At 73.8% G+C, this 22,693-nt stretch carries 22 protein-coding genes; 7 read left to right on the top strand and 15 right to left on the bottom strand.

The window, feature by feature from the left end:
- Positions 1–71: 71 nt before the first annotated feature.
- The gene (locus tag D1J60_RS24990) at positions 72–1,019 is read right to left on the bottom strand and encodes a 2-hydroxyacid dehydrogenase (RefSeq protein ID WP_125822600.1); all 948 of its coding nucleotides are present in this window, start codon (positions 1,017–1,019) and stop codon (positions 72–74) included.
- A gap of 84 nt (positions 1,020–1,103) precedes the next feature.
- Between D1J60_RS24990 and D1J60_RS24985 the strand changes: the two genes are divergently transcribed.
- The 3 genes from D1J60_RS24985 (at position 1,104) to D1J60_RS24975 (ending at position 3,832) form a co-directional block, all read left to right on the top strand.
- Positions 1,104–2,111: an aldo/keto reductase gene (locus D1J60_RS24985; RefSeq protein WP_125822599.1), complete on the top strand. Its 1,008-nt coding sequence runs from the start codon at positions 1,104–1,106 to the stop codon at positions 2,109–2,111.
- A 195-nt stretch (positions 2,112–2,306) separates the two neighbouring features.
- Positions 2,307–3,554 carry a PQQ-dependent sugar dehydrogenase gene (locus D1J60_RS24980; protein WP_125822598.1) on the top strand — a complete coding sequence of 416 codons (1,248 nt, stop codon included), beginning with the start codon at positions 2,307–2,309 and terminating at the stop codon, positions 3,552–3,554.
- Between the two features lie 41 nt (positions 3,555–3,595).
- On the top strand, positions 3,596–3,832 hold the full coding sequence (locus tag D1J60_RS24975) for a DUF6191 domain-containing protein (protein ID WP_125822597.1): 237 nt from the start codon (positions 3,596–3,598) through the stop codon (positions 3,830–3,832).
- Here the strand turns inward: D1J60_RS24975 and D1J60_RS24970 are convergent.
- From D1J60_RS24970 to D1J60_RS24945, 6 genes are all read right to left on the bottom strand, one after another.
- Positions 3,829–6,900 (bottom strand): helix-turn-helix transcriptional regulator, encoded by a 3,072-nt coding sequence (locus D1J60_RS24970; RefSeq protein WP_125824176.1) that lies wholly within the window; start codon positions 6,898–6,900, stop codon positions 3,829–3,831. The genes D1J60_RS24975 and D1J60_RS24970 overlap by 4 nt on opposite strands.
- Before the next feature lie 80 nt (positions 6,901–6,980).
- On the bottom strand, positions 6,981–7,175 hold the full coding sequence (locus D1J60_RS24965) for a hypothetical protein (protein ID WP_125601272.1): 195 nt from the start codon (positions 7,173–7,175) through the stop codon (positions 6,981–6,983).
- Positions 7,176–7,333: 158 nt separating this feature from the next.
- Positions 7,334–7,936: a hypothetical protein gene (locus D1J60_RS24960; protein ID WP_125822596.1), complete on the bottom strand. Its 603-nt coding sequence runs from the start codon at positions 7,934–7,936 to the stop codon at positions 7,334–7,336.
- Positions 7,937–8,036: 100 nt separating this feature from the next.
- Positions 8,037–8,591, bottom strand: a complete 555-nt coding sequence (locus D1J60_RS24955; RefSeq protein WP_125822595.1) for a GNAT family protein — start codon at positions 8,589–8,591, stop codon at positions 8,037–8,039.
- A gap of 27 nt (positions 8,592–8,618) precedes the next feature.
- Entirely contained in the window at positions 8,619–10,853 is a 2,235-nt protein-coding gene (locus tag D1J60_RS24950) for an MMPL family transporter (protein WP_125822594.1), read from the bottom strand.
- Positions 10,854–11,002: 149 nt separating this feature from the next.
- Positions 11,003–11,395: a signal peptidase I gene (locus D1J60_RS24945; protein ID WP_125822593.1), complete on the bottom strand. Its 393-nt coding sequence runs from the start codon at positions 11,393–11,395 to the stop codon at positions 11,003–11,005.
- A 61-nt stretch (positions 11,396–11,456) separates the two neighbouring features.
- On the opposite strand from D1J60_RS24945, the gene D1J60_RS24940 reads away from it, so the two are divergent.
- Both D1J60_RS24940 and D1J60_RS24935 read left to right on the top strand, forming a co-directional pair.
- Entirely contained in the window at positions 11,457–12,269 is an 813-nt protein-coding gene (locus D1J60_RS24940) for a GNAT family N-acetyltransferase (RefSeq protein ID WP_125824175.1), read from the top strand.
- 17 nt (positions 12,270–12,286) lie between these two features.
- Positions 12,287–12,796, top strand: coding sequence for a DinB family protein (locus D1J60_RS24935; protein WP_125822592.1), 510 nt, complete (start codon positions 12,287–12,289; stop codon positions 12,794–12,796).
- A 20-nt stretch (positions 12,797–12,816) separates the two neighbouring features.
- Here D1J60_RS24935 and D1J60_RS24930 read toward each other — a convergent pair whose 3' ends face one another.
- Positions 12,817–13,551: a siderophore-interacting protein gene (locus D1J60_RS24930; protein ID WP_125822591.1), complete on the bottom strand. Its 735-nt coding sequence runs from the start codon at positions 13,549–13,551 to the stop codon at positions 12,817–12,819.
- Between the two features lie 73 nt (positions 13,552–13,624).
- Between D1J60_RS24930 and D1J60_RS24925 the strand changes: the two genes are divergently transcribed.
- Positions 13,625–15,697 carry a penicillin acylase family protein gene (locus D1J60_RS24925; RefSeq protein ID WP_125822590.1) on the top strand — a complete coding sequence of 691 codons (2,073 nt, stop codon included), beginning with the start codon at positions 13,625–13,627 and terminating at the stop codon, positions 15,695–15,697.
- Positions 15,694–16,308 carry a GNAT family N-acetyltransferase gene (locus D1J60_RS24920; RefSeq protein ID WP_125822589.1) on the top strand — a complete coding sequence of 205 codons (615 nt, stop codon included), beginning with the start codon at positions 15,694–15,696 and terminating at the stop codon, positions 16,306–16,308. The genes D1J60_RS24925 and D1J60_RS24920 overlap by 4 nt, the downstream gene beginning before the upstream one ends.
- Here D1J60_RS24920 and D1J60_RS24915 read toward each other — a convergent pair.
- The 7 genes from D1J60_RS24915 to gatC form a co-directional block, all read right to left on the bottom strand.
- Positions 16,286–17,095, bottom strand: coding sequence for an alpha/beta fold hydrolase (locus D1J60_RS24915; protein WP_125822588.1), 810 nt, complete (start codon positions 17,093–17,095; stop codon positions 16,286–16,288). The two genes, D1J60_RS24920 and D1J60_RS24915, sit on opposite strands and share 23 nt — an antisense overlap.
- A 68-nt stretch (positions 17,096–17,163) precedes the next feature.
- Positions 17,164–17,826 (bottom strand): isochorismatase family protein, encoded by a 663-nt coding sequence (locus tag D1J60_RS24910; protein WP_125822587.1) that lies wholly within the window; start codon positions 17,824–17,826, stop codon positions 17,164–17,166.
- A 79-nt stretch (positions 17,827–17,905) separates the two neighbouring features.
- Complete coding sequence (locus tag D1J60_RS24905) at positions 17,906–18,898, bottom strand: DJ-1/PfpI family protein (RefSeq protein ID WP_125822586.1); 993 nt, start codon at positions 18,896–18,898, stop codon at positions 17,906–17,908.
- Positions 18,899–19,040: 142 nt separating this feature from the next.
- Positions 19,041–20,552 carry an Asp-tRNA(Asn)/Glu-tRNA(Gln) amidotransferase subunit GatB gene (gatB, locus tag D1J60_RS24900; RefSeq protein WP_125598454.1) on the bottom strand — a complete coding sequence of 504 codons (1,512 nt, stop codon included), beginning with the start codon at positions 20,550–20,552 and terminating at the stop codon, positions 19,041–19,043.
- 16 nt (positions 20,553–20,568) lie between these two features.
- The gene (locus D1J60_RS24895) at positions 20,569–20,814 is read right to left on the bottom strand and encodes a hypothetical protein (RefSeq protein ID WP_125598451.1); all 246 of its coding nucleotides are present in this window, start codon (positions 20,812–20,814) and stop codon (positions 20,569–20,571) included.
- Positions 20,811–22,316 (bottom strand): Asp-tRNA(Asn)/Glu-tRNA(Gln) amidotransferase subunit GatA, encoded by a 1,506-nt coding sequence (gatA, locus tag D1J60_RS24890; protein ID WP_206436670.1) that lies wholly within the window; start codon positions 22,314–22,316, stop codon positions 20,811–20,813. The genes D1J60_RS24895 and gatA overlap by 4 nt, the downstream gene beginning before the upstream one ends.
- Positions 22,316–22,612 (bottom strand): Asp-tRNA(Asn)/Glu-tRNA(Gln) amidotransferase subunit GatC, encoded by a 297-nt coding sequence (gatC, locus tag D1J60_RS24885; RefSeq protein WP_007266718.1) that lies wholly within the window; start codon positions 22,610–22,612, stop codon positions 22,316–22,318. The genes gatA and gatC overlap by 1 nt, the downstream gene beginning before the upstream one ends.
- Between the last annotated feature and the right edge of the window lie 81 nt (positions 22,613–22,693).

Below are 22,693 nucleotides of genomic sequence, written 5' to 3'. Positions count from 1 at the left end.
GCCACCGGTCGCGCACGCTTCGTCGCCCAGCGTAGTGACGCCTGGGCCGGAAGTGCCGCGACGCGCCGGTCTCAGTCCTTGATCAGGACGGTGTTGCGGACCTCCTCGCCCGCGGCGAACCGGGTGAGCTGGCGGGCCAGGAGCCGCTTCGCCCTGGGCTCGAACGCCGAGCTGCTGCCGCCGACGTGAGGGGTGATCAGGAGGTTCGGGGCGTGCCAGAGGGGGTGTCCGGCGGGCAGCGGCTCGGGGTCGGTGACGTCGAGGGCGGCGCGCAGCCGGCCGGACTCCAGTTCCGCCAGCAGGGCCTCGGTGTCCACGACGGGCCCGCGCGAGACGTTCACGAGGAGGGCCCCGTCCTTCATGCGCCCGAGGAAGGCCCCGTCGACGAGCCCTTGGGTGTCCTCGGTCAGCGGGGTGGTGAGGACGACGACGTCCGCGTCCGGGAGGAGGCCCGGGAGGTCGGCGAGGGCGTGGACGGGCCCGTGCGGGGCGGTGCGGGCCGAGCGCGCGACGCGGGTGACCGGCCCGCACTCGAAGGGGACGAGCCGGTCCTCGACGGCCGCGCCGATCGCCCCGTAGCCGACGATCAGGACGGACCGGTCGGCGAGGGCGTCGTAGAAGCCGCCGCGCCACTCCTCGCGGTCCTGGCCGCGCACCATGCCGGGGATGCCGCGCAGGGAGGCGAGGACGAGGGTGAGGGCGAGCTCGGCGGTGCTGGCCTCGTGGACGCCGCGGGCGTTGCACAGCCGTACGCCCGGGCGGAGGTCGCCGAGGCCGGGCAGGACGTGGTCGATGCCGGCGGTGAGGGTCTGCACCACCCGCAGGGCGGGCATCCGGGCGAGCGGGCGCAGGGTCACCTCCTGGGACTTCATGTAGGGGGTGACGTAGAAGACGCAGTCGGCCGGGTCGGCGGGAAAGGTGTCCTCGCCGTCCCACTGGCGGTAGCGGAAGGAGCCGGGGAGGCCGTCGATCTCTCCGGGCGGGAAGGGGAGCCAGACGTCCCCGGTCGTCGCAGTCATGATCCCGAGGCTATGCGAAGGGAATTGGATCAAGCCGTTAGTTTGAGGGCCGGACCGGGAGCGGGCCGGAAGGGGGACGCAGGGGTGGAGCGCAGGTCGATCGGGTCGGGACCGCTGACGGTGGGCGCCATAGGACTCGGATGCATGCCGATGAGCTGGGCCTACGCGCCTTCGCGGCGGCGGGGCGAGGAATCGCTGCGGACCCTGCACACGGCGCTGGACCGCGGGGCGAACCTGCTGGACACGGCCGATCTGTACGGGCCCTACACCAACGAGCTGGTGCTGGGCCGGGTGCTGCGGGAGCGGCGGGCCGAGGCCTTCGTCTCCGCCAAGGTGGGGCTGCGGGCGGGCGAGGGGCACGTGGTGGCCGACGGGCGGCCGGGGTACGTGCGGCGGGCGTGCGACGCGTCGCTGCGGCGGCTGCGGACCGACGTCATAGACCTGTACCAGCTGCACCGGGTGGATCCGGAGGTGCCGGTGGAGGAGACCTGGGGCGCCATGGCGGAGCTGGTGCAGGCGGGGAAGGTGCGGGCGCTGGGGTTCTGCGCGCTGGGCGCGGGCGCCGGGCCGGGGGCGGGGCGGCGCGGGGACCGGGGCTACCGGACGACGCTGCGGCAGCTGGAGCGCGTCCAGCAGGTGTTCCCGGTGACGGCGGTGCAGGCGGAGCTGTCGGTGTGGTCGCCGGAGGCGGCGTGGCAGCTGCTGCCGTGGTGTGCGGCGCGGGGGGTGGGGATGCTGGCGGCGATGCCGCTGGGCAGCGGGTTCCTGACCGGGACGCTGACGCCGGGGCAGGGTTTCGAGGAGGCGGACGTACGGGCGCGGCACCCCCGGTTCACGGCGCACGCGATGGCTTCCAACCAGGTGCTGGTGGCGGGGCTGCGGCGGGTGGCCCGGCGGCACGGGCCGGAGGTCACGGCGGCGCAGGTGGCGCTGGCCTGGGTGCTGGCGCAGGGGCCGCACGTGGTGCCGGTGCCGGGCGCGGAGCGGGCGCGGTGGGCGGCGGAGAACGCCGGGGCGGCGGAGGTGCGGCTCACGGGGGCGGAGCTGGCCGAGATAGCGGCGCTGCCGGCGGCGGTGGGAGCCTGGGACTAGGTCCCGGCTTGCCCTTGCCCTTGCCCTTGCCCTTGCCCCCCATGGACCTTTCCCCTTCCGTTCCGGTTTCCCAGGTCCACTCGATCGGGTGTACGAGGGGTGGAACTTCGGGACCGGTCGGGTCTGTTGAGTGGAGTGAAGGGCAGGACTGGAGGACACCGGGCAGGGGACGGACGACCGGAGGGGAGCGGGACGATGCGGTACGGGCAGTTCCACAGGGGCGGGGCGCTGCGGGGAGCCGGGGCGCCAGGGTACGGGGAAGGCCGCGCGCGGCGCCGGGGCGTGCCGGCCTGGCTCGCGCTGGCCGGATGCGGAGCCCTGCTGGCGGCGGGCTGTTCCGCGCCGGGGGGTGAGCGGGCCGGGCCGGGCGGTTCCCCACCGGGTTCGCCGCCGGCCACAGCGGCGTCCCCGGGGGCGTCGGGGCCGGCGGACGCGTCGGGGCCGCCCGCGAAGGGGTCGGTGACGGTGTCGGGCGAGGTCGCCAAGGGCCTGGAGTCTCCCTGGGGTGTGGCCCCGCTGCCCGGCGGGGACCTGCTGGTCGCCTCCCGCGACCAGGGCAAGGTCAGCCGGGTGCGGACGGACACGGGCGCGGTGACCGAGATCGGCAAGGTGCCCGGGGTGGCCCCGGGCGGGGAGGGCGGCCTGCTGGGGCTCGCGCTGTCCCCGGACTTCGCCTCGGACCGGATGGTCTACGCGTACTTCACGACCGAGTCCGACAACCGGATCGCCCGGATGCGGTACGACGAGCAGAGACCGGCGGGTCAGCAACTGGGCGCGCCCGACACGGTGTTGCGGGGGATCCCCAAGGGGCTCATCCACAACGGCGGCCGGATCGCCTTCGGCCCCGACCGGATGCTCTACGCCGGGACGGGAGAGACCGGGAACACGGGGCTGGCACAGGACAGGAAGTCGCTGGGCGGGAAGATCCTGCGGATGACGCCGGACGGGCGGCCGGCACCGGGCAATCCGGAGGCCGGTTCGGTCGTCTACTCCTTCGGGCACCGCAATGTGCAGGGGCTCGCCTGGGACGAGGACAAACGGCTCTGGGCTTCCGAGTTCGGCCAGCGCACCTGGGACGAGCTGAACCTCGTCGAGCCGGGGGGCAACTACGGCTGGCCGGAGGCGGAGGGGAAGGCCGGGAAGGCGGGACTGCGTGATCCGGTGGCGGTGTGGAAGACGGACGAGGCCTCGCCGAGCGGGATCGCCTGGGCGGAGGGCTCGATCTGGATGGCCGGGCTGAAGGGCGAGCGGCTGTGGCGGATCCCGCTGAAGGGTGCCGCCGCCGCGGCGGAGCCGGAGGCGTTCCTCCAGGGGAAGTACGGCCGGCTGCGCACGGTGGTGCCCCTCGACGGGGACCAGTTGCTGCTGGTCACGAGCGAGACGGACGGGCGCGGGTCGCCGGAGCCCGGCGACGACAGGATCCTGAGACTGACGGTGCGGTGACCTGAGCGGCTCCGGAGGGGGCGGAAGGCAGGGCGAGCGCGGTGTTCAACATGATCGAAGAACTCTTCAACCCGGGACGCAAGCACGCGCACGACGAGAAGAAGCGGCTGGAGCTGTCCCGGACCGACGTCGCTGACGCCGACCCGGGACGGGGTCCCATAGACCTGGACTCCGGCAAGGTGCTCATACGCCCGGCCGACACCCCCGAGCCGGGCGGGGCCCCGGAGCTTGGCGGGGCGTCTGAGCCGGGCGGAGCCGACGGGGGCGAGGAACCCTAGGAACGGCCTCCCGGGGCCGCGGGGGACGCCGCCGCCGGGGCGAGCGGCGCGCGGAAGAGGTGCAGCCGGTGGGCGAGGGCCGCGGCCTCGCCCCGGCTCGCGACTCCCAGCTTGGCCAGGATGTTGGAGACGTGCACGCTGGCCGTCTTCGGGGAGATGAAGAGCTCCTCCGCGATCCGGCGGTTGGTGCTGCCGGCCGCGACGAGCCGCAGGACGTCCCGTTCGCGGCTGGTCAGGCCCAGGGCCTCGATGGGGTCGGTGTCCGGGACCGGCGCGGCCGGGTGGGCCTCCTCGGCGGTGAGCGGGAGCCGGGCGCGCTGGGCGAGCAGGGCCAGGTCCTCCCGGAGCCGCCGGGAGCCGAGCCGGTCGGCGGCGGCGTGGGCGTCGCGGAGCAGGTCGGCGGCGGTCTCGCGGTCCCCTCCCGAGACGAGCAGCGCCTCGGCGAGCCGGTGGCGGGCGCGGGCGAGCAGGTACGGGCGCTGGAGGGGGCGTACGGCTGCCTCGACCGCTGTCCAGTCGGCGACGGTGTCCCGGGCCTCGGCGCGGAGCAGTTCGGCCCGCAGGTACTCGGCGTGCGCGACCCAGACGGGGACCGGGGTGGCCAGGGTCCGGGCGGCGGTGCGCAGCACCTCCAGGGCGGCGTCCCGTCCGGCGTCGGCCACGGGCAGGCCCCGGGCGTCCGCTTCGGCGGAGGCGGAGGCCAGCAGCAGTGGCCAGGCGTAGCGGTGCTGGCCGAGCGGGAAGCCGTGGGCCACGGCGTCGGCGGTCTCGGCGCGGACGTCGGCGATGCGGCCCTCGCCGTCGGCCAGGCCGATGGCCAGCCGGTAGAGCGGGAGCCGGTGCTGGGGCTGGCGGTCGTGGGTGCCGAAGTGGGCGTGGGCGGCGGCAAGCTGCTGGGCGGCCTCGGTGAGTTCGCCGCGGGCCAGGGCGAGGTAGGCCAGGCGGGCGGAGGCGGAGCCGCGCGGGGCCGCGCTCTGGCCGACGCGCAGGGTGCGGCGGGCGGCCTCGGCGGCCTCGTCCCAGCGGCCGAGGCTGTACAGGCTCTCCGCCATGTTCCCGCAGACCCAGGCCTCGGTGTCCAGGAGCCGGGACCTGCTGACGAGTTCGACCCCTTGTTCGGCCAGTTCCACGGCTTCGCGGGACCGGCCCATGGCTTCGAGTTGAGAGGTGATGTTGACGTGAGCGCGACCCGCGACCACGGTGAGTCCGAGTTCGGTGGCGCGGTCCTTGACCGCGTGCAGTTCGGCGAGGCCGGTGGTGCCGTCGCCGGCATCGGTGAGCAGACAGCCGTAGGTGATCCGGGCGTTGAGCTCGGTCTCCTCGGCTCCGATCATGCGGGCGTACTCCACGGCCCGTTCGGCGGCGGCGAGGTTGCCGGGGCCGGGGTTGTGGAGCATGCCCCAGCCCGCGGCCCGGACGAGGACGTCGGCGTGTACCTGGGACGGGGGCAGCCCCTTGACCAGTTCCTGGGCGGTGGCTATCTCGTGCCAGCCGTCGCCCCGGCCGAGGTTGGCGACGAGCCGGGAGCGCTCGGTCCAGAACCAGGCGGCGCGCAGCGGGTCTTCGCCGTCTTCGTCGAGGGTGCGCAGGGCGAGTTTGGTGAGTTTCAGGGCGCGTTCGCGTTCGCCGCCGAAGCGGGCGGCGACGGTGGCCTCGGCGAGCAGGTCGAGGCGCTGGAGCGGGGTGGTGGCGGGGTCGCAGCCGCAGGGCGGGTAGACCTCGGTGTAGTCGGCGGGGCGCAGGGCGGAGCGGACCTCGTCGGGGGTGCTGTCCCACAGGTCCATGGCCCGTTCCAGCAGGCTGAGCTGCTCGGAGTAGGCGTGCCGGCGGCGGGCGGTGACGGAGGCGGCGAGGACGGCGGGCAGGGCCTTGGCGGGGTCGTTGGCCGCGTACCAGTAGTTGGCCAGCCGGATGAGCCGTTCCTCGGCGCGGACCAGGGATTCGTCGTCCTCCACGGCCTCGGCGTAGCGGCGGTTGACGCGGGCGCGCTCGCCGGGCAGCAGGTCGTCGCTGACGGCCTCGCGGACCAGCGAGTGGCGGAAGCGGTAGCCGTCGCCGTCGGTGGTGGCGAGGAGGATGTTGGCGCCGACCGCGGCACGCAGGGCTTCGATGAGTTCGTCCTCGCCGAGCCTGACGACGGCGCGCAGCAGGCCGTACTCGACGGTGGAGCCGCCTTCGGCGACGATGCGCACCACGCGCTGGGCGGCGTCGGGCAGTACCTCGACGCGGACGAGCAGGAGGTCGCGCAGGGATTCGGTGAGGCCGGTGCGGCAGCCGCTCTCCCGGCAGGCGACGAGTTCCTCGACGAAGAAGGCGTTGCCGTCGGAGCGGTCGAAGACGGAGTCGACGAAGCTCTCCTCCGGCTGCGAGGCGAGGATCCCGGCGAGCTGGCGGCGCACCTCGGCCCGGTTGAAGCGGGACAGTTCGATGCGGTGGACGGTGCGGAGCCGGTCGAGTTCGGCGAGCAGCGGGCGCAGCGGGTGGCGGCGGTGGATGTCGTCGGCGCGGTAGGTCGCGACGAGGACGAGCCGGCCGCGGGCGAGGGTGCGGAAGAGGTAGGCGAGCAGGTGGCGGGTGGAGGTGTCCGCCCAGTGGAGGTCCTCCAGCACGAGCACGACGGTGCGGTCGGCGGCGAGGCGTTCCAGCATCCTGGCGGTCAGTTCGAAGAGCCGGGCCGTGCTCTCCTCGTCGTGGGGGCCGCGGGGGGTCTCGCCGAGTTCGGGGAGGATGCGGGCGAGTTCGTCCTCCTGGCCGGCGGCGGCTTCGGCCAGTTCGCCGGGGAGCAGGCGCAGCAGGGTGCGCAGGGCAGTGGAGAAGGGGGCGAAGGGAAGTCCCTCCGCCCCGATCTCCACGCAGCCTCCGACGGCCACCACGGCGCCGCGGCGGGCGGCCTCCGTGAGGAACTCCTCGGTCAGGCGGGTCTTGCCGACTCCGGCTTCTCCGCCGATGAGCAGGGCCTGCGGCTCCTGGGCGGCGGCGCGCCCCAAGGCGTCGACGAGGGCGGCCAGTTCGTCGGCTCGGCCGACGAACACCGGGCTGACAGATCTGGTCTCCACGCCGCCGAGCATCGCACACAGGTCCGGTCCGGCGGCAGTCGTTATCGCTGCGCTCGTCATCTCGCCTCGGCTCCCGTGGTCCGCGACGCGGGTTACGCGGCGCGGGTGAAGAGGCCGCGGTGGCGACTCACCGTCCTCTCGGATTCCTGGCTCCGAGAGGTGCGGGCGGCCTTCTTGGCCTCCCGGACGGCCCGGTACCGGTCGGCCTCGCGGATGAGGTCGGCGCGGCGGGCGGTGGCGATCTCGTACTCGAACATCTCGTTCTCCCTGGTTGCTCTCTCGGGCACCTCGTTCGGTGTGATCCAAGATTCGCGTCCCAGAGGGGTGCGGCACATGGGGCTCATGCCGCATCTCCGCGGTGCCGGGGTCCTTAGGCCGGGGTCCGGGGGGCCTGAGACGGCCTGGGGCGGCCTAAGGCGGGGCGGGAGATCGCGTAAGGCGGTGCCTACTGGGCGGCCGTGGGGAGCGGGAAGAGCAGGTCGAAGTACATGAGGCCGAAGAGCAGGACGCCGAGGAGGCCGAGGGCCACGGCGGCCCAGGAGACGGAGCGGACCCAGGCGGGGTGGATCCGGCCGGGGGCGCCGAAGGCGGGGCCGGCGAGGACGAGGACGGCGAGGAGGAGGGCGAGGGTGGACAGGACACCGTTGACGAGGGCGGTCATGTGCCAGGCGTCGCCGTACAGGGCGGCGATCTTCTCCTTGGCGGTGGTCGCGCTGACCGATTCGATCTGGCCTATGAGCGTCTGGCGTTCGGCGGCGACGCGCGAGACCCAGCTTCCGCTGAGGGCGACGAGGCCGAGGCCCGCGGCGACGACGGCGGACGCGGCGGCTCCGACGCCGGTGCTCCGCTCGGGGAGGTCCTGGGCGTCCGCGTCGCTCTCGTCGGCGTCGGCGGCCGCTTCGGCGGCGTCCTCGGTGGTGCCGGTCTGCTCGGCGTCGAGGCGGGCGGCGGGGTCGGCGGCTGCCGTCCCGGGAGCGGCCGGCTTGTCCTCGGGGGCGTCCGCGTCCGTGTCGGGGGCGGTGGGGACGGCGGTCTTCGTGGTGTCCATGCGGGGCACCGTAGGCGGCGTTTCTGAGAGGTTCCTGAGAGGTGTGTGCGGTCCCCCGCGCCGGTGGGCCGCGGGCCCCCGGCGGGGCCCGCGGTGGTGGCTACGCCTGGCGGGCGGCGGCCCGTTCGTGGGCGAGGACGGCCCAGATCTCGGTGTCCTGGCGGACGCCGCGGTGGAGGTGGTTCTGCCGCATGACGCCGTCGCGGGTCAGTCCGAGGCGCTCGGCGGCGGCGATGCTCTTCTCGTTGCCGGCGGCCACGTGCCACTCCACGCGGTGCATGCCGCGTACGTCGAAGGCCCAGTCGATCAGGATCCGGCAGGCCTTGGTGACCAGGCCCCGGCCGGCCGCGGCGGGCTCCAGCCAGCAGCCGACCTCGCAGTTGCCCGCCGCGGCGTCGAAGGTCCGGAAGAGGACCCCGCCGACGAGGGTGCCCTCGACGCGGATGCCGTAGAGCCGGGCGCCGTCCCTGGCGGCCTCTTCCGCCTTGGAGCCGAGCAGGTGCCGCGCCGACGCGAGGTCGGTGACGCGGTCCGGCAGGCCGATGAAGCGGCCGATGAACTCGCGGCCCCGGTCCATGTGCGCCAGGAACTCCTCGGCGTGCCACACCTCCAGCGGGAACAGCTGGGCGTCGTCGGCCAGGTCTATCGCGAACATCTGTGCTTCCTTACGGCTCGTGACCGGTCAGCGGGGCGTGCGGGCCGGCTCGGCGTGGTCCGCCTCCGGCCGCTGCGTCGGAAGTGTCGCACGGGGAACGGACCGTTCCGGCGGCTCGATGCTGATGCGGGGCAGCCGGCGGTCGAGCCAGGCGGGGATCCACCAGTTGGCGCCGCCGAGCAGGTGCATGAGGGCGGGGACGAGCAGGGTGCGCAGGACGAAGGCGTCGAGCGCGACGGCGGCGGCGAGCGCGATGCCGAACATCGCGATGAGCCGGTCGCCGCTGAGGACGAAGGCCAGGAAGACGGAGATCATGATGACGGCCGCCGAGTTGATCACCCGGCTGGTCTCGGCGAGACCGACGCGGACGGCCCGCCGGTTGTCGCCGGTCTCCAGCCATTCCTCGTACATCCGGCTGACCAGGAAGACCTGGTAGTCCATGGAGAGCCCGAAGAGCACCGACACCATGATCACCGGCAGGAAGGGCTCGATCGGTCCGGCGCTGCCCAGGCCCAGCGGTTCGCTCCCCCAGCCCCACTGGAAGATCGCGACGACGACGCCGAAGGAGGAGGCGACGGCGGCGACGTTCATGGCGGCGGCCTTGAGCGGTATGCCGATGGACCGGAAGGCGAGCAGCAGCAGGACGCAGCCGAGTGCGATGACCACCCCGACGAAGAGCGGCAGCTTGCCGACGATCACCTCGGCGAAGTCGTCGTAGCCGGCCGTCACCCCGCCGACGTGGACGTCCGCGGTGCTGCCGTGCGCGGCGCGGGGGATGACGTCCCGGCGCAGGGTGTCGACCAGTTCGCTGGTGGCCCTGGACTGGGGGGCGGAGTCGGGGACGACGGTGAGGACGGCGGTGTCCCCGCTGCGGTTGAAGACGGCCGGGCCGGCGGAGGCGACGCCCTCGGTGGTGCGCAGGGCGTCCGTCAGCCGCTCGAAGGCGAGGCGGTCGCCCGCGCCGTCGAGCCGGGCGACGACGCTGAGCGGGCCGTTCGTGCCGGGCCCGAAGCTGTCGGCCAGCAGGTCGTAGGCCTTGCGGGTGGTGGAGGCGGCCGGGTTGTTGCCCTGGTCGGAGGTGCCGAGGTGGAGCGAGAGGGTCGGCAGTGCGAGCACGGCCATCAGCAGCGCCGCGACCAGGCCGAGCGGCTTGGGGTGGCGCTCGACGAAGGCCGACCAGCGGGCGGCGAATCCGGTGGGCGGCTGGGGCCGGGGGCCCTCGGCGGCGAGCTTGCGCCGTTCGCGGCGCGTAAGGGCCCGTATGCCGATGTACGAGAGGAGGGCGGGCAGCAGGGTGACGGAGGCCGCCACGGTGAGCACCACGGTGAGGGAGGCGGCTATCGCGACGCCGTCGAGGAAGTCCAGCCGGAGCACCAGCATGCCGAGCAGGGCTATGCAGACGGTTGCCCCGGCGAACACGACGGCCCGGCCGGTGGTGGCGACGGCGTTCGCGGCGGCTTCCTCGACGGTGAGGCCGCGGCCCAGGCCCTTGCGGTGCCGGGTGACGATGAACAGGGCGTAGTCGATGCCGACGCCGAGGCCGACGAGGGTGCCGAGCATCGGGGCGAAGTCGGCGACGGGCATGGCGTGGCCGAGGAGGGTGATGCCGAAGTAGGCGCTGCCGACGCTGACGAGGGCGGTCGCGATGGGCAGCAGGCTCGCGGCGAGGGAGCCGAAGGCGAGGAAGAGGACCACGGCGGCGATGCCGACGCCGATGACCTCGGCGAGGTGGGCGCTGGGCGCCTCGGTCAGGCCGATGGCGCGGCCGCCGAGTTCGACCTGGAGGCCGTCGGCCTGGGTGGCGGGGTTCTTCGCGGTGTCGAGGACGGCCTTGGCCTGGGCCTTGGGGACGGAGTCGGCCGGCCGGCCGAAGGTGACCACCGCGTAGGCGGTGCGGCCGTCGGGGCTGATCTGCGCGGCGCCGGCGGGGCCGGGTGCGTAGGGACCGGCGACGGATGCCACGCCGGGCAGGGCCGCGACGGCGTCCAGGGCGCGGGTCATGCGCTGTTGGATCTCGGGGGTGCGTACCGTCCGGTGGTCCGGGGCCCGCCACACGATGGTGTCGGTGTCGCCGCCCTGGCCCGGGAAGCCTTCGCGCAGCAGGGCGTGGGCCTTGGCGGACTCGGTGCCGGGGACCTCGTAGTCGTTGGAGAACGCGTCGCCGGCCGCTCCGGCAGCCGCGGCGGTCCCGCCGAGGGCCAGCAGCCAGATCAGGACGGTCACCAGGCGGTGCCGCAGGCACCACCGTGCGATTGCTGCCAACGGACGTGCTCCCTGGTGGTTCGGATCTTCACCGAGAGGTGGCCCGACGCAAAGAACTCATGAACGATTGACACGATTCCAGCCTTTCGTGATCGTTGGCTGGATTCGTGTGCATCATCACAGGCATGTGGCGGGATGCGGGACCTTGGTCACTGGTGCTCGGGGGCGGACGGCTCGTCGGCCCGGTAGCCGGGGAGCGAGGGCCAGCGCACGGTGAGGACCACCGAGTCCTCCTCCGCGTACCAGGAGTGGTCGACCCCGCGTCCCCAGACCACGTAGTCCCCCTGCTCGGCGAGGACCACGGTGCGGCCGGGGAATTCCAGCCGGAACCGGCCGCTGACGAGCACCTGGAGGGCGGTGCGGCGCTCGCCGGTCACCCACCGGTCGCGCTCCTCGCCCTTGGGGTGGACCCCCCACTTGATCTCGACGTCCTCGCTGTGGCGGGGATCGCCGGGGCTCTTGAAGTGGCCGAGGAGCCAGCCCCGGTCGGCGGCGGCGTCGGGAGTGGCCTTGCCCGTGTAGATGGCGGAGTCGTCAGTCACGGTGTGAGGCTAATGCAGTTGTCCGTACGGGCCCGCACCTGGTCAGCTGGCCGGCATGACGATGGATCAAGATGAACTGCTGAAGGTGCGCGACCGCTACGACGCCGAGATGAGACGCGACGCGCAGCCCGACGGCGCGCACGCGCGGGTGGAGCGGACGGGCCGGGTCGTGCGCCAGACCGTGCCGGGGCTCGGCTGGAACGGCGTGCTCTGGTCGGACCTCGACGAGGACACCGCGGACGCGGAGATCGCGGCGCAGGTCGCGCACTTCGGGGCGCGCGGAGAGGAGGACGGCGGGCCGGAGTTCGAGTGGAAGCTGTACTCCCACGACCGCCCGGCGGACCTCGGGGACCGGCTGCGCGCGGCGGGGTTCGTGCCGGAGGCGCCGGAGACCCTGGTGGTGGCGCGCACGGCCGACCTGGCCGCGCTGCCGGTGGAGCCGCCGGAGGGGATCACGCTGCGGGTGGTGACGGACGAGGCGGGGGTGGACCTGATGATGGAGGTGCACCACCGCGCCTTCGGCACCGAGCGCCCCCGCATCCGGGAGCAGATGCTCACGCTGCTGCGGGACGAGCCGGACACCATCGAGGCCGTGCTGGCGATGGCCGGGGACGTCCCGGTCAGCGCGGCCCGGATGGAGATGCGGCCGGGCAGCGCCTTCGCCGGCCTGTGGGGCGGCGGCACCGCCCCGCAGTGGCGCGGCCGCGGCATCTACCGCCTGCTGGTGGCCCACCGCGCCCGCGTGGCGGCGGCCCGGAACATCCCGTACCTCCAGGTCGACGCCTCGGCCGACAGCCGCCCGATCCTCGAGCGCCTGGGCTTCGGCGTGCTCGGGGTGACGACCCCCTACATCTGGCGGGGCACCCGCCCCTGACCCGGGAGGATCTCGGCATGCAGAACACGGAACGCGTCGGCCCGCCCCTGACCGGCGGGGAACGCGAGACGCTCCGGGCCTACCTCGACTTCCACCGGGCCACCCTCGCCTGGAAGTGCGAGGGGCTCGGCGACGAGGAGCTGCGGCGGCAGGCGTCGTCGCCCTCGACCCTGTCCCTGCTGGGGCTGGTGCGGCACATGGCCGAGGTGGAGCGGCACTGGTTCCGGCGCACGCTCGGCGGCGCGGACGTACCGCACCTGTGGTCCGACGACCACGACTTCCAGGCCGCGTACGACGCCACGACCGCGACCCGCGCCGAGGCGTTCGCCGCGTGGGAGGCGGAGGTGGAGCACTCCCGCGCCGTCGAGGCGGCCGCCGAGTCCCTGGAGGTGACGGCGTACGTCGCCAAGTGGGAGCAGGAGGCCTCGCTGCGCCTGGTGATGCTCCACATGATCCACGAGTACGCCCGCCACAACGGCCACGCGGACTTCCTCCGCGAGGCCGTCGACGGCACGGTCGGTGCGTAGCCGGGCGGCGTGGGTGCCCCCTAAGCGGCGCGCCAGTAGCCCAGGCTGTTCACGCGCTGCTTCGGCAGGCCGAGTTCCTTCCTGAGGTATCCCGCCAGGTCCCGGGTGGTCGCCGTGTCGCAGGCCAGCCAGACGTACGCGTCGGCCGGGTCCGGGCCCAGCAGCTCCGGCAGTTCGGCCCGCACCCGCCGGGCCAGCGCCGACCCGCCGCGCGCCACCCGCCGGACGTCGTGCCGGTCCGGGTCGGCGCGTACGGGCAGGTCCGCGTCGGAGTCGTGCTGGGTCTCGAACCAGATGACGGCCGGGGTGCGCGGATAGGCGTCCAGCAGGGAGTTGACGGCCGGCAGGGAGGCCGGGTCGCCGATCACCAGCAGCCGCTCCGGCTCCGGGTCCGGCGCCGTGAAGCCGGTGCCCTGGACGGTGGCTTCCAGGGTGTCCCCCGGCGCGGCCGTGCGCGCCCACCGGCTGGCGAGCCCGTCGTGCAGGGCGAACTCGAAGGCGAAGGTCCCGGCCGCCGGGTCGGGGTCGACGAGGGTGTAGGCCCGCTGGTGCGGACGGCTGCCGCCCGGGAACCAGACCCGGACCCACATGGTCGGATGCAGGGAGGCGCCGGCGGCGGCCAGCAGCCCGCCGTCGCTGAAGCGGACCCGGCGGAAGTGCTCGGTGACCTCCTCCACCGCGGTGACCGTGAACGTGAAGTCCTTGCCGCGCAGCAGCTTGAGGACCACGCCCTCCCAGCCCTTGCCGACCGCCATGTCCGCCCCTCCCCCTGACACCCTTATAGTAAGGCGAGCCTAACCTAAGACGCCCGGGGAGACGTGAGCAGTTGTGACTACAGAGCCCTACGAGGTCTACCGCGACAGCTGGGGCATCCCGCACCTGCGCGCAGCCGACCCCGCCCACCTCTCCTACGCCCAGGGCCGGGTCACCGCCCTCGACCGGGCCTGGCAGATCGAAGTGGAACGGCACCGCGCCCAGGGCTCCAGCGCCGCCTTCCTCGGCGCCGACTGCGTCCCCTGGGACCGCTTCGCCCGCCAGGCCCGCCTCGACGACACCGCCCGCCGCTGCCACGAGGCCCTCGACCAGGACACCGCCGCCTGGTTGCGCGCCTACGTCGACGGCGTCAACTCCGGCCTCGCCGAGGGGGCCGCCCGTGACGAGCGCTTCGCCCGCACCGGCCACACCCCCACCCCCTGGGAGCCCTGGGTCCCGCTGTCGGTCTGGATCGCCACCCACGTCCTCTTCGCCGGCTTCGCCACCAAGCTCTGGCGCGAGCGTGTCGCCCGCGTCCTCGGTGACGGCGCCGCCACCCTCTTCGCCACCGACGGCCCCGGCACCGCCGGCAGCAACGGCTGGCTGGTCCCGGGCGAACGGACCGCCACCGGCGCCGCGATCATCGCGGGCGACCCGCACCGGTTCATCGAAGACCCGGGCGTCTACCAGCAGATACGCCTCTCCTGCCCCGAGTACGACGTCCTCGGCCTGGCCGTCCCCGGCGTCCCCGGCCTCGCCCACTTCGGCCACACCGGCAGCACCGCCTGGGCCATCACCAACGCCATGGCCGACTACCAGGACCTCTACGCCGAGCGGCTGCGCCCCGCGGGCGACGGCCTGGAGGCGCTCGGGCCCGACGGCGCCTGGGAGCCCGTCACCCGGCACACCGAGACCATCGCCGTGGCCGGCGCCGCCAACGTGGAGGTGGAGGTCCTGGAGACCCCGCGCGGCCCGCTCGTCGTCCAGGGCGACGCCGACGGCCTCGTCCCCGACGGCGCCGACGCCCTCGCCCTGCGCTACCCGCCGCGCGTCCGCCGCGACCTGGGCTTCGCCGCCCTGCCCGCGCTGCTCCGCGCCCGTACCGTCGCCGACGTCGACCGCGCCCTCGACGGCTGGGCCGAGCCGGTCAACGTCGTCCACGCCGCCGACTCCGAGGGCGGCCTGCTGCACCGCGTCGCCGGGGCCGTCCCGCTGCGCGACGGCGCGAACCGGCTCCGGCCGGTGCCCGCCTGGGACGCCCGGCACGCCTGGCGGGGCTGGGCGGCCACCCCCGCCGAGCCGGTCCAGGGCTTCGCCGTCATGGCCAACGCGCGCGGGATCGCGTCCCCGCTCGGCGTGGAGTTCGCGCCCCCGCACCGCGCCGACCGGATCCGGGAGCTGCTCGGCGGCTCGTCCGACTGGTCCCCGAAGGCCATGGCCGACGTGCACGCCGACACCTACCTGGCCTCCGCCGGGCCGCTGCTCGCCCTGCTGCCCGCCCCCGACGGCCTCTCCCCCGCCGCCGCCCGGCTGCGCGAGCGGCTCCTCGCCTGGGACCGGCACATGGCGGCCGACAGCACCGACGCCGCCGCCTTCGCCGCCTTCCGCAGCGCGACCGTACGCCGCCTCGCCGCCGACCCCGTCTTCGCCGGCCTGGCCCCGGCCCCCGCCGGCCCGGAGGTCTTCCACCCCTGGCTGTACCTCCTGCCCCGCGTCGGCTACGCCCTGGAGGGCCTGCTCACCACCGGCCTCCTCCCCGGCCTCGACCGCGCCGCGCACGTGCGCGCCGCCCTGGAGGAGACGGCCGGGGCCGGCGCCCACGACACCCCCTGGTCCGGCCTCCACCTCCTCGCCCCCTGGTCGGCACTGCCCGACCCGGACGCCGAGTGGCCGGGCCTGGGCGGCGACCACGACTGCGTCAACGCCACCTCCTCCGTCCCCGGGTTCACCGACCGCGCCGCCCGCGCCTCCGCGGCCCGCTACGTCTGGGACCTGGCCCGCCGCGAGGACAGCCTCTGGGCGGTCCCGCTGGGCGCGGACGGCGTCAGCGGCTCCCCCCACCACCGCGACCAGCTCCCCCTCTGGGCACGCTGCGAACTCGTCCCCGTCGTCACCGACTGGGCCCGCCTCACCAAGGAATCCGTATGAGCACCGGCTCCGCTGCCGCCCCCGCGTCCACCCGTACGCCCGTCCACACCCAGCACGTCGAGGGCTTCGGGACGGTCACCATCACCCCCGTCGACCCCGCCGCCGACTCCGCGCTGATCCACTCCTGGGTCACCGAGGAGCGGGCCCGCTTCTGGGGCATGGCCGGGGCCAGCCGCGAACTGGTCCAGGAGATCTACGAGGACGTCGACCGCCGCACGACCCACCACGCGTTCATGGTCCACCGCGACGGCGAGCCGGTCGCGCTCTTCCAGACGTACGAGTGCGCCGAGGACCGGGTCAGCGAGTGCTACGACGTCCTGCCCGGGGACGTCGGCGTGCACCTGCTGATCGGTCCTGGCAAGGGCGGCGTCGAGCACGGCTTCACCGGGGCCCTGATGAGCGCCTTCATCACGTACGTGTTCTCCGACCCCGCCACCCGCCGCGTCGTCGGCGAGCCGGACGCCCGCAACGCCAAGGCCATCGCCCTGCTGGAGCGGACGGGCTTCGAGCTCGGCCCCGAGGTCGAGCTGCCGGAGATCGACCTGCCGGAGGTCTACCTCCCGGCGAAGCCGGCCCGCCTGGCCTTCCTCAGCGCGCCGGACGCCCGCTGAGGAACTCCGTGACCAGGGCGGCCCATTCCGCGGGGCGCTCGGCGAACGGAAGGTGCCCGGTGGGCAGTTCCGCGCGCCGGGCGTCCGGCAGGGCCCGCGCCAGCTCCTGCTGGGCGGCCCGCGGCACGAGCCGGTCCCGGGTCGTCTCGACGACCAGGACCGGTACGCCGATCCCCGCGAGTTCCGCGCGCAGGTCCGTGCCCTTGATCAGGGCGGCGTGGTCCCCGCTCCCGGGCGGCACCGTGGACGCGGTCCCCCGCACCGCGTCCTCCAGCTGCCCGGGGCTCAGCACCTCCAGCTGCTCCTCACTGAGCACGAGCGGTACGAGGAGCCGCGCGAGCAGCTCGTTCTCCCCGCGCCTGGCCAGCTCGGACCACAGCTCCCCCACCAGCCCGATGCCGTGCCCGGCCCGCGCGAAGCTGGCGGTGAGCACGAGCGCGGTGACCCGCTCGGGGTACCGGGTGGCGACCCGGACGGCCACGTTCCCGCCGAGCGAGTAGCCGAGCACCGCGAACCGCTCCAGCCCCTCGGCGTCCGCGGCGTCCACCAGCCGGTCGGCCAGCTCGTCGAGACTCAGCGGCTCCCCGGACTTCGGGGTGCCCCCGGCGCCGGGGTAGTCGACGCCGACGACGCTGTGCCGGGCGGCGAGCGCGTCCAGCAGCGGCCCGAAGTTGGCCTCCACCGACCCGCCCGCCCCGTGGGCCAGCAGCAGGCCGGGGCCGCCGCTCTCCGTACGGACGGTGCGGGCGTAGTGGGCCGGGTGGGCCGTGGACGTGGTCGCGGACATGCTGATCCCCCAGTTCTTTCCGTAGCGGTCGCTACAGAAAGAAACCTACCCCATTTGGCTAGCGATCACTACAGAAGCCCGTCCACCTCGGGGACCACCACGCCGAAGAGGTCGGCGACGGTGGTGAGGGCGGCGGCCTGGAGGGCCGCGGCGGGCAGGACCGTACCGTCCGGGGCGGCCAGGGCGCGGGTGGCGGTGGCCTCGGCGACCACGGTGGGCCGGTAGCCGCGGTAGAAGGCGCCCTCCGCGGTGAAGCTGACGCACATGTGCGTCATAAACCCGGCCAGCACCAGATCCTTCCCGCTGCCCGTGCCGAAGCCGAGGCCGGTGAGGACCTTCTCCAGCTCGGTGGCGTGGAAGGCGTTCGGAGCCTGCTTGACCACCACCGGCTCCCCCTCGGCCGGGGCGACCTCGTCGCTGATGGCGCCGATCCGGGCGCGGACGTCGTACGGGCCGCCCTCGCCGCCGTCGTTGACGACGTGCACCACCGGCGCTCCGGCGGCGCGGGCGCGCTCCAGCAGCCGGGCGCCCGCCGCGAGCGCCTCCTCGGCGCCATCCAGGGCCATCACGCCGGTGCGGTAGGTGTTCTGGAAGTCGATCATCACCAGGACGGAGTCCGCCAGCCGGGCCGGACGCCCGTCCAGCCCGACCACCTCGCGCAGGGTCGCGGAGGCCGCGCCCGCGCTCGAGCCGGAGTTCGTGTTCGTGTTCGTGTTCGTGTTCGCGCTCATGGAAAACCCTCCAAAGGGGATGAATAACACGGAAGAAGGCATGGCGGAGCCGCCCCCGCTCCTCCCACGGGTGGTGGCCTCAGCCGGCCTGCGTACGGAACCGCCGGCGGTAGGCCGCCGGGGTCGTGGCGAGCTGCCGGCGGAAGGCCCGGTGCAGGGTCTCCGCCGAGCCGAGACCGGCCGCGGCCGCGACCTGGTCGAGCGGGCTGTCGGTGGTCTCCAGCACGCGCCGGGCCACCTCGATGCGGGCCGCTTCGACGTAGGCGGCGGGACTGGTGCCGGTCTCCTGGGTGAAGACGCGGGCGAAGTGCCGCTCGCTCAGGCACATCCGGGCCGCGAGGGCCGGTGCGGACAGGTCCGCGTCGAGGTGGTCGGCGATGTAGAGCCGCAGGTCGTCGATGTCCCGGCGGCCGGCGGCCGGCCGGCTGAGCGGCACCGAGAACTGGCTCTGGCCGCCCTGCCGCTTGAGGTACATCACCAGCTGCCGGGCCACCGCCAGCGCGGCCTGCTCGCCCAGGTCCTCGGCGACGAGGGCCAGCGCCAGGTCCAGACAGGCGCTGATCCCGGCCCCGGTCCACAGCCGGCCCCGGTCGGCGCGGACGAAGATCGGATCGGGGTCGACCGTGACCCGCGGGTACTCGGCCGCCAGTTGGACGGCGGTCGACCAGTGGGTGGTCGCCGTACGCCCGTCCAGCAGCCCGGCCGCCGCCAGCAGGTGCGCCCCCACGCACACCGACGCCACCCGCCGGGCGTGCGGGGCGGTCTCCCGCACCCAGGCCACGACGGCGTCGTCGGTCCGGGCGACCGGACCGTCCTCGGTCATGTCGACCGCGCCCGGCACCAGCAGGGTGTCCACCCGTCCGCCGACCTCGCCGAAGGCGGTGTCCGCGAGCAGCCGCACCCCGGCCGAGGTCCGCACCGGTCCGGCCGCGGGCCCCGCGAGGGTGACCTCGTAACCGGCCCGCCCGCCGGTCTCCCGGTTGGCCAGGGCGAAGACCTCGGCCGGGCCGGTGACGTCGAGGAGGTCGACGTCGGGGAAGACCGCGATGACGACCCGGTGGGGAGTGGGCATGACCCCATCCTCACGCGGCCCCGGCATGGCGGCAATGACGATTCCCCGTCACATCCGGACACGGCGCGGGGGCCGCGCCCGGGCACGGCGAAGGCCCCGCACCGGGGTCCGGTGCGGGGCCTTCGTCAGCGACTGCCCGGGGTCAGCCCTCGACGCCGAGGCGCTCCAGGATGAGCTCCTTGACGCGGGCCGCGTCGGCCTGGCCGCGGGTGGTCTTCATGACCGCGCCGACCAGCGCGCCGACGGCGGCGACCTTGCCGCCGCGGATCTTGTCGGCGATGGCCGCGTTGCCCGCGATGGCCTCGTCCACGGCCGCGCCGAGCGCGCCCTCGTCCGAGACGACCTTCAGGCCGCGCTTGTCGACGACCTCGTCCGGGGTGCCCTCGCCGCCGAGGACGCCCTCGATGACCTGGCGCGCCAGCTTGTCGTTCAGGTCGCCGGCCGCGACCAGGGCCGCGATCCGGGCCACCTGGGCCGGGGTGATCGGCAGTTCGTCGACCGAGACGCCCTGCTCGTTGGCGTTGCGCGCCAGCTCGCCCATCCACCACTTGCGGGCGGCGGTGGAGTCGGCGCCCTCCTCGATGGTGGCGACGATGGAGTCCACCGCACCCGCGTTGAGGATCGACTGCATGTCGTGCTCGCTGACGCCCCACTCCTCACGGAGGCGGTTGCGGCGCACGCGCGGCATCTCCGGCAGCCCGGCGCGCAGCTCCTCGACCCAGGCGCGGGCCGGGGCGACGGGGACCAGGTCCGGCTCGGGGAAGTAGCGGTAGTCCTCGGCGTTGTCCTTGATGCGGCCGGCCGTGGTGGAGCCGTCCTCCTCGTGGAAGTGCCGGGTCTCCTGGACGATCGAGCCGCCCGACGAGAGCACCGCCGCGTGGCGCTGGATCTCGAAGCGGGCCGCGCGCTCGACGGAGCGCAGCGAGTTGACGTTCTTCGTCTCCGAGCGGGTGCCGAATTCCTTCGTCCCGTTCGGGCGCAGCGACAGGTTCACGTCGCAGCGCATCTGGCCCTTGTCCATGCGGGCCTCGGAGACGCCGAGGGCCTTGATGACCTCGCGCAGCTCGGCCACGTACGCCTTGGCGACCTCGGGGGCCCGCTCGCCCGCGCCCTCGATGGGCTTGGTGACGATCTCGATGAGCGGGATGCCGGCGCGGTTGTAGTCCAGCAGGGAGTGGGACGCGCCGTGGATACGGCCGGTGGCGCCGCCGACGTGCAGCGACTTGCCGGTGTCCTCCTCCATGTGGGCGCGCTCGATCTCCACGCGGAAGATCTCGCCGTCCTCCAGCTGGACGTCCAGGTAGCCGTTGAAGGCGATCGGCTCGTCGTACTGGGAGGTCTGGAAGTTCTTCGGCATGTCCGGATAGAAGTAGTTCTTCCGGGCGAAGCGGCACCATTCGGCGATCTCGCAGTTCAGCGCGAGGCCGATCTTGACGGCGGACTCGACGCCGATCGCGTTGACGACCGGGAGCGAGCCGGGCAGACCGAGGCAGGTCGGGCAGGTCTGCGAGTTGGGCTCGGCGCCCAGCTCGGTGGAACAGCCGCAGAACATCTTGGTCTTGGTGCCGAGCTCGACATGGACCTCGAGGCCCATGACGGGGTCGTACGACGCGAGGGCGTCCTCGTACGACAGCAGTTCGGTGAAGGTGGTCACGGTGAAACTTTCCCTCTCAGCCCAGCAGGACGTCGTCGTCGCCGAGGCGCTTCAGCTCGCGGTACAGGATCGCGAGGCCGGTGGCGATGGCGGCGGCGGACACAACGGCGTCGATGAGCTTCAGCGTGTCGTGCTCGGTGCGGGCCTTGCGGGCCTGCTTGATCACGCTGATGGCACCGAAAGCGGTGGTGCCGATCGACAGGTAGGTGCCGGACTTGGACTTCTTGAAGCCCTTGGCCTTGGACAGTGCACTGGAACTCACAGCGACGGAGCCTCCTCGAGCAGCGGGTGGCCCCAGCGTTCGACGAAGGCGGCCTCGACGGCGGCACCGACCTTGTACAGGCGGTCGTCCTTCATCGCCGGGGCGATGATCTGCAGTCCGACCGGGAGACCGTCCTCCGGTGCCAGGCCGCAGGGCAGCGACATGGCGGAGTTGCCGGCCAGGTTGGTCGGGATGGTGCACAGGTCGGCGAGGTACATCGCCAGCGGGTCGTCGGTGCGCTCACCGATCGCGAAGGCGGTGGTCGGGGTCGTCGGGGAGACGATCACGTCGACCTGCTCGAAGGACTTCTCGAAGTCCTTGGTGATGAGCGTGCGGACCTTCTGGGCCGAGCCGTAGTACGCGTCGTAGTAGCCGGAGCTGAGCGCGTACGTACCGAGGATGATGCGGCGCTTGACCTCGTCGCCGAAGCCGGCCTCACGGGTCAGGGCGGTGACGTCCTCGGCGGACCTCGTGCCGTCGTCGCCGACGCGCAGGCCGTAGCGCATGGCGTCGAAGCGGGCCAGGTTGGAGGAGGCCTCGGACGGCGCGATCAGGTAGTACGCGGCCATGGCGAGGTCGAAGGACGGGCAGTCCAGCTCGACGATCTCGGCGCCGAGCTCCTTGAGGAGCTCCACCGACTCGTTGAAGCGCTGGACGACGCCGGCCTGGTAGCCCTCGCCGGCGAACTGCTTGACCACACCGACGCGCATGCCGGCGACGGAGCCGTTGCGGGCCGCCTCGACGACCGGCGGGACCGGGGCGTCGATGGAGGTGGAGTCCAGCGGGTCGTGGCCGGCGATGACCTCGTGCAGGAGGGCCGCGTCCAGGACCGTACGGGCGCACGGGCCGCCCTGGTCGAGGGAGGAGGAGAAGGCCACCATGCCGTAGCGGGAGACGCCGCCGTAGGTGGGCTTCACGCCGACGGTGCCGGTGACGGCGGCGGGCTGGCGGATGGAGCCGCCGGTGTCCGTGCCGATGGCGAGCGGGGCCTGGAAGGCGGCGAGCGCGGCCGCGGAACCGCCGCCGGAGCCGCCGGGGATCCGGGTGAGGTCCCAGGGGTTGCCGGTGGGGCCGTAGGCGCTGTTCTCGGTGGAGGACCCCATGGCGAACTCGTCCATGTTGGTCTTGCCGAGGATGACGACGCCGGCTTCCTTGAGCTTGCGCGTCAGGGTGGCGTCGTACGGCGGGATCCAGCCTTCGAGGATCTTCGAACCGACGGTGGTCGGGACCCCGACGGTGGTGAAGATGTCCTTGAGGGCGAGCGGGACGCCGGCCAGCGGGCCCAGCTCCTCGCCGGCCGCGCGCTTGGCGTCGACGGCCGCCGCCTGGGCGAGCGCGCCCTCGCGGTCGACGTGCAGGAAGGCGTTGACCTTCTCGTCCGTCGCCTCGATGCGGGCGAGGTGGGCCTCGGTGACCTCGACGGCCGTGAGCTCGCCGGAGGCGATCTTCTCGGCGGTCTGGGCGGCCGTGAGCTTGATGATGTGGGTGTCAGCCATGGTGATTAGTCCTCCCCCAGGATCTGCGGCACCTTGAAACGCTGCTGCTCCTGGGCGGGAGCGCCGGAAAGCGCCTGCTCGGGGGTGAGCGAGGGACGGACCTCGTCCGCGCGCATGACGTTCGTCAGCGGCAGCGGGTGGGAGGTCGGCGGGACGTCTTGGTCGGCGACCTCGGAAACGCGGGCGACCGCGCCGATGATGTCGTCGAGCTGTCCGGCGAAGTGGTCGAGCTCTTCGCTCTTCAGTTCCAGACGTGCCAGCCGAGCGAGGTGGGCGACCTCCTCGCGCGTGATGCCAGGCATGCAGCGATCCTCTGGGGGTGAGTGTGTAGGTTTCGGCCCCAATCCTATGGGGCCCGCCCCTGGACCTGCTAAACGGTTTGC

The sequence above is a fragment of the Streptomyces sp. W1SF4 genome, from assembly GCF_003950035.1.
Taxonomy (GTDB): domain Bacteria; phylum Actinomycetota; class Actinomycetes; order Streptomycetales; family Streptomycetaceae; genus Streptomyces; species Streptomyces racemochromogenes.
Note: the sequence above shows the minus strand (reverse complement) of the source record. Positions and strands in the feature narration are given on the sequence as shown.

What these genes read in the sequence shown, in the direction of transcription:
- D1J60_RS24990 (WP_125822600.1), bottom strand. Translation starts at nt 1,019, where the DNA reads ATGACTGCGACGACCGGGGACGTCTGGCTCCCCTTCCCGCCCGGAGAG.
- D1J60_RS24980 (WP_125822598.1), top strand. Translation starts at nt 2,307, where the DNA reads ATGCGGTACGGGCAGTTCCACAGGGGCGGGGCGCTGCGGGGAGCCGGG.
- D1J60_RS24970 (WP_125824176.1), bottom strand. Translation starts at nt 6,900, where the DNA reads ATGCTCGGCGGCGTGGAGACCAGATCTGTCAGCCCGGTGTTCGTCGGC.
- D1J60_RS24960 (WP_125822596.1), bottom strand. Translation starts at nt 7,936, where the DNA reads ATGGACACCACGAAGACCGCCGTCCCCACCGCCCCCGACACGGACGCG.
- D1J60_RS24955 (WP_125822595.1), bottom strand. Translation starts at nt 8,591, where the DNA reads ATGTTCGCGATAGACCTGGCCGACGACGCCCAGCTGTTCCCGCTGGAG.
- D1J60_RS24940 (WP_125824175.1), top strand. Translation starts at nt 11,457, where the DNA reads ATGGATCAAGATGAACTGCTGAAGGTGCGCGACCGCTACGACGCCGAG.
- D1J60_RS24935 (WP_125822592.1), top strand. Translation starts at nt 12,287, where the DNA reads ATGCAGAACACGGAACGCGTCGGCCCGCCCCTGACCGGCGGGGAACGC.
- D1J60_RS24930 (WP_125822591.1), bottom strand. Translation starts at nt 13,551, where the DNA reads ATGGCGGTCGGCAAGGGCTGGGAGGGCGTGGTCCTCAAGCTGCTGCGC.
- D1J60_RS24920 (WP_125822589.1), top strand. Translation starts at nt 15,694, where the DNA reads ATGAGCACCGGCTCCGCTGCCGCCCCCGCGTCCACCCGTACGCCCGTC.
- D1J60_RS24915 (WP_125822588.1), bottom strand. Translation starts at nt 17,095, where the DNA reads ATGTCCGCGACCACGTCCACGGCCCACCCGGCCCACTACGCCCGCACC.
- D1J60_RS24910 (WP_125822587.1), bottom strand. Translation starts at nt 17,826, where the DNA reads ATGAGCGCGAACACGAACACGAACACGAACACGAACTCCGGCTCGAGC.
- D1J60_RS24905 (WP_125822586.1), bottom strand. Translation starts at nt 18,898, where the DNA reads ATGCCCACTCCCCACCGGGTCGTCATCGCGGTCTTCCCCGACGTCGAC.
- gatC (WP_007266718.1), bottom strand. Translation starts at nt 22,612, where the DNA reads ATGCCTGGCATCACGCGCGAGGAGGTCGCCCACCTCGCTCGGCTGGCA.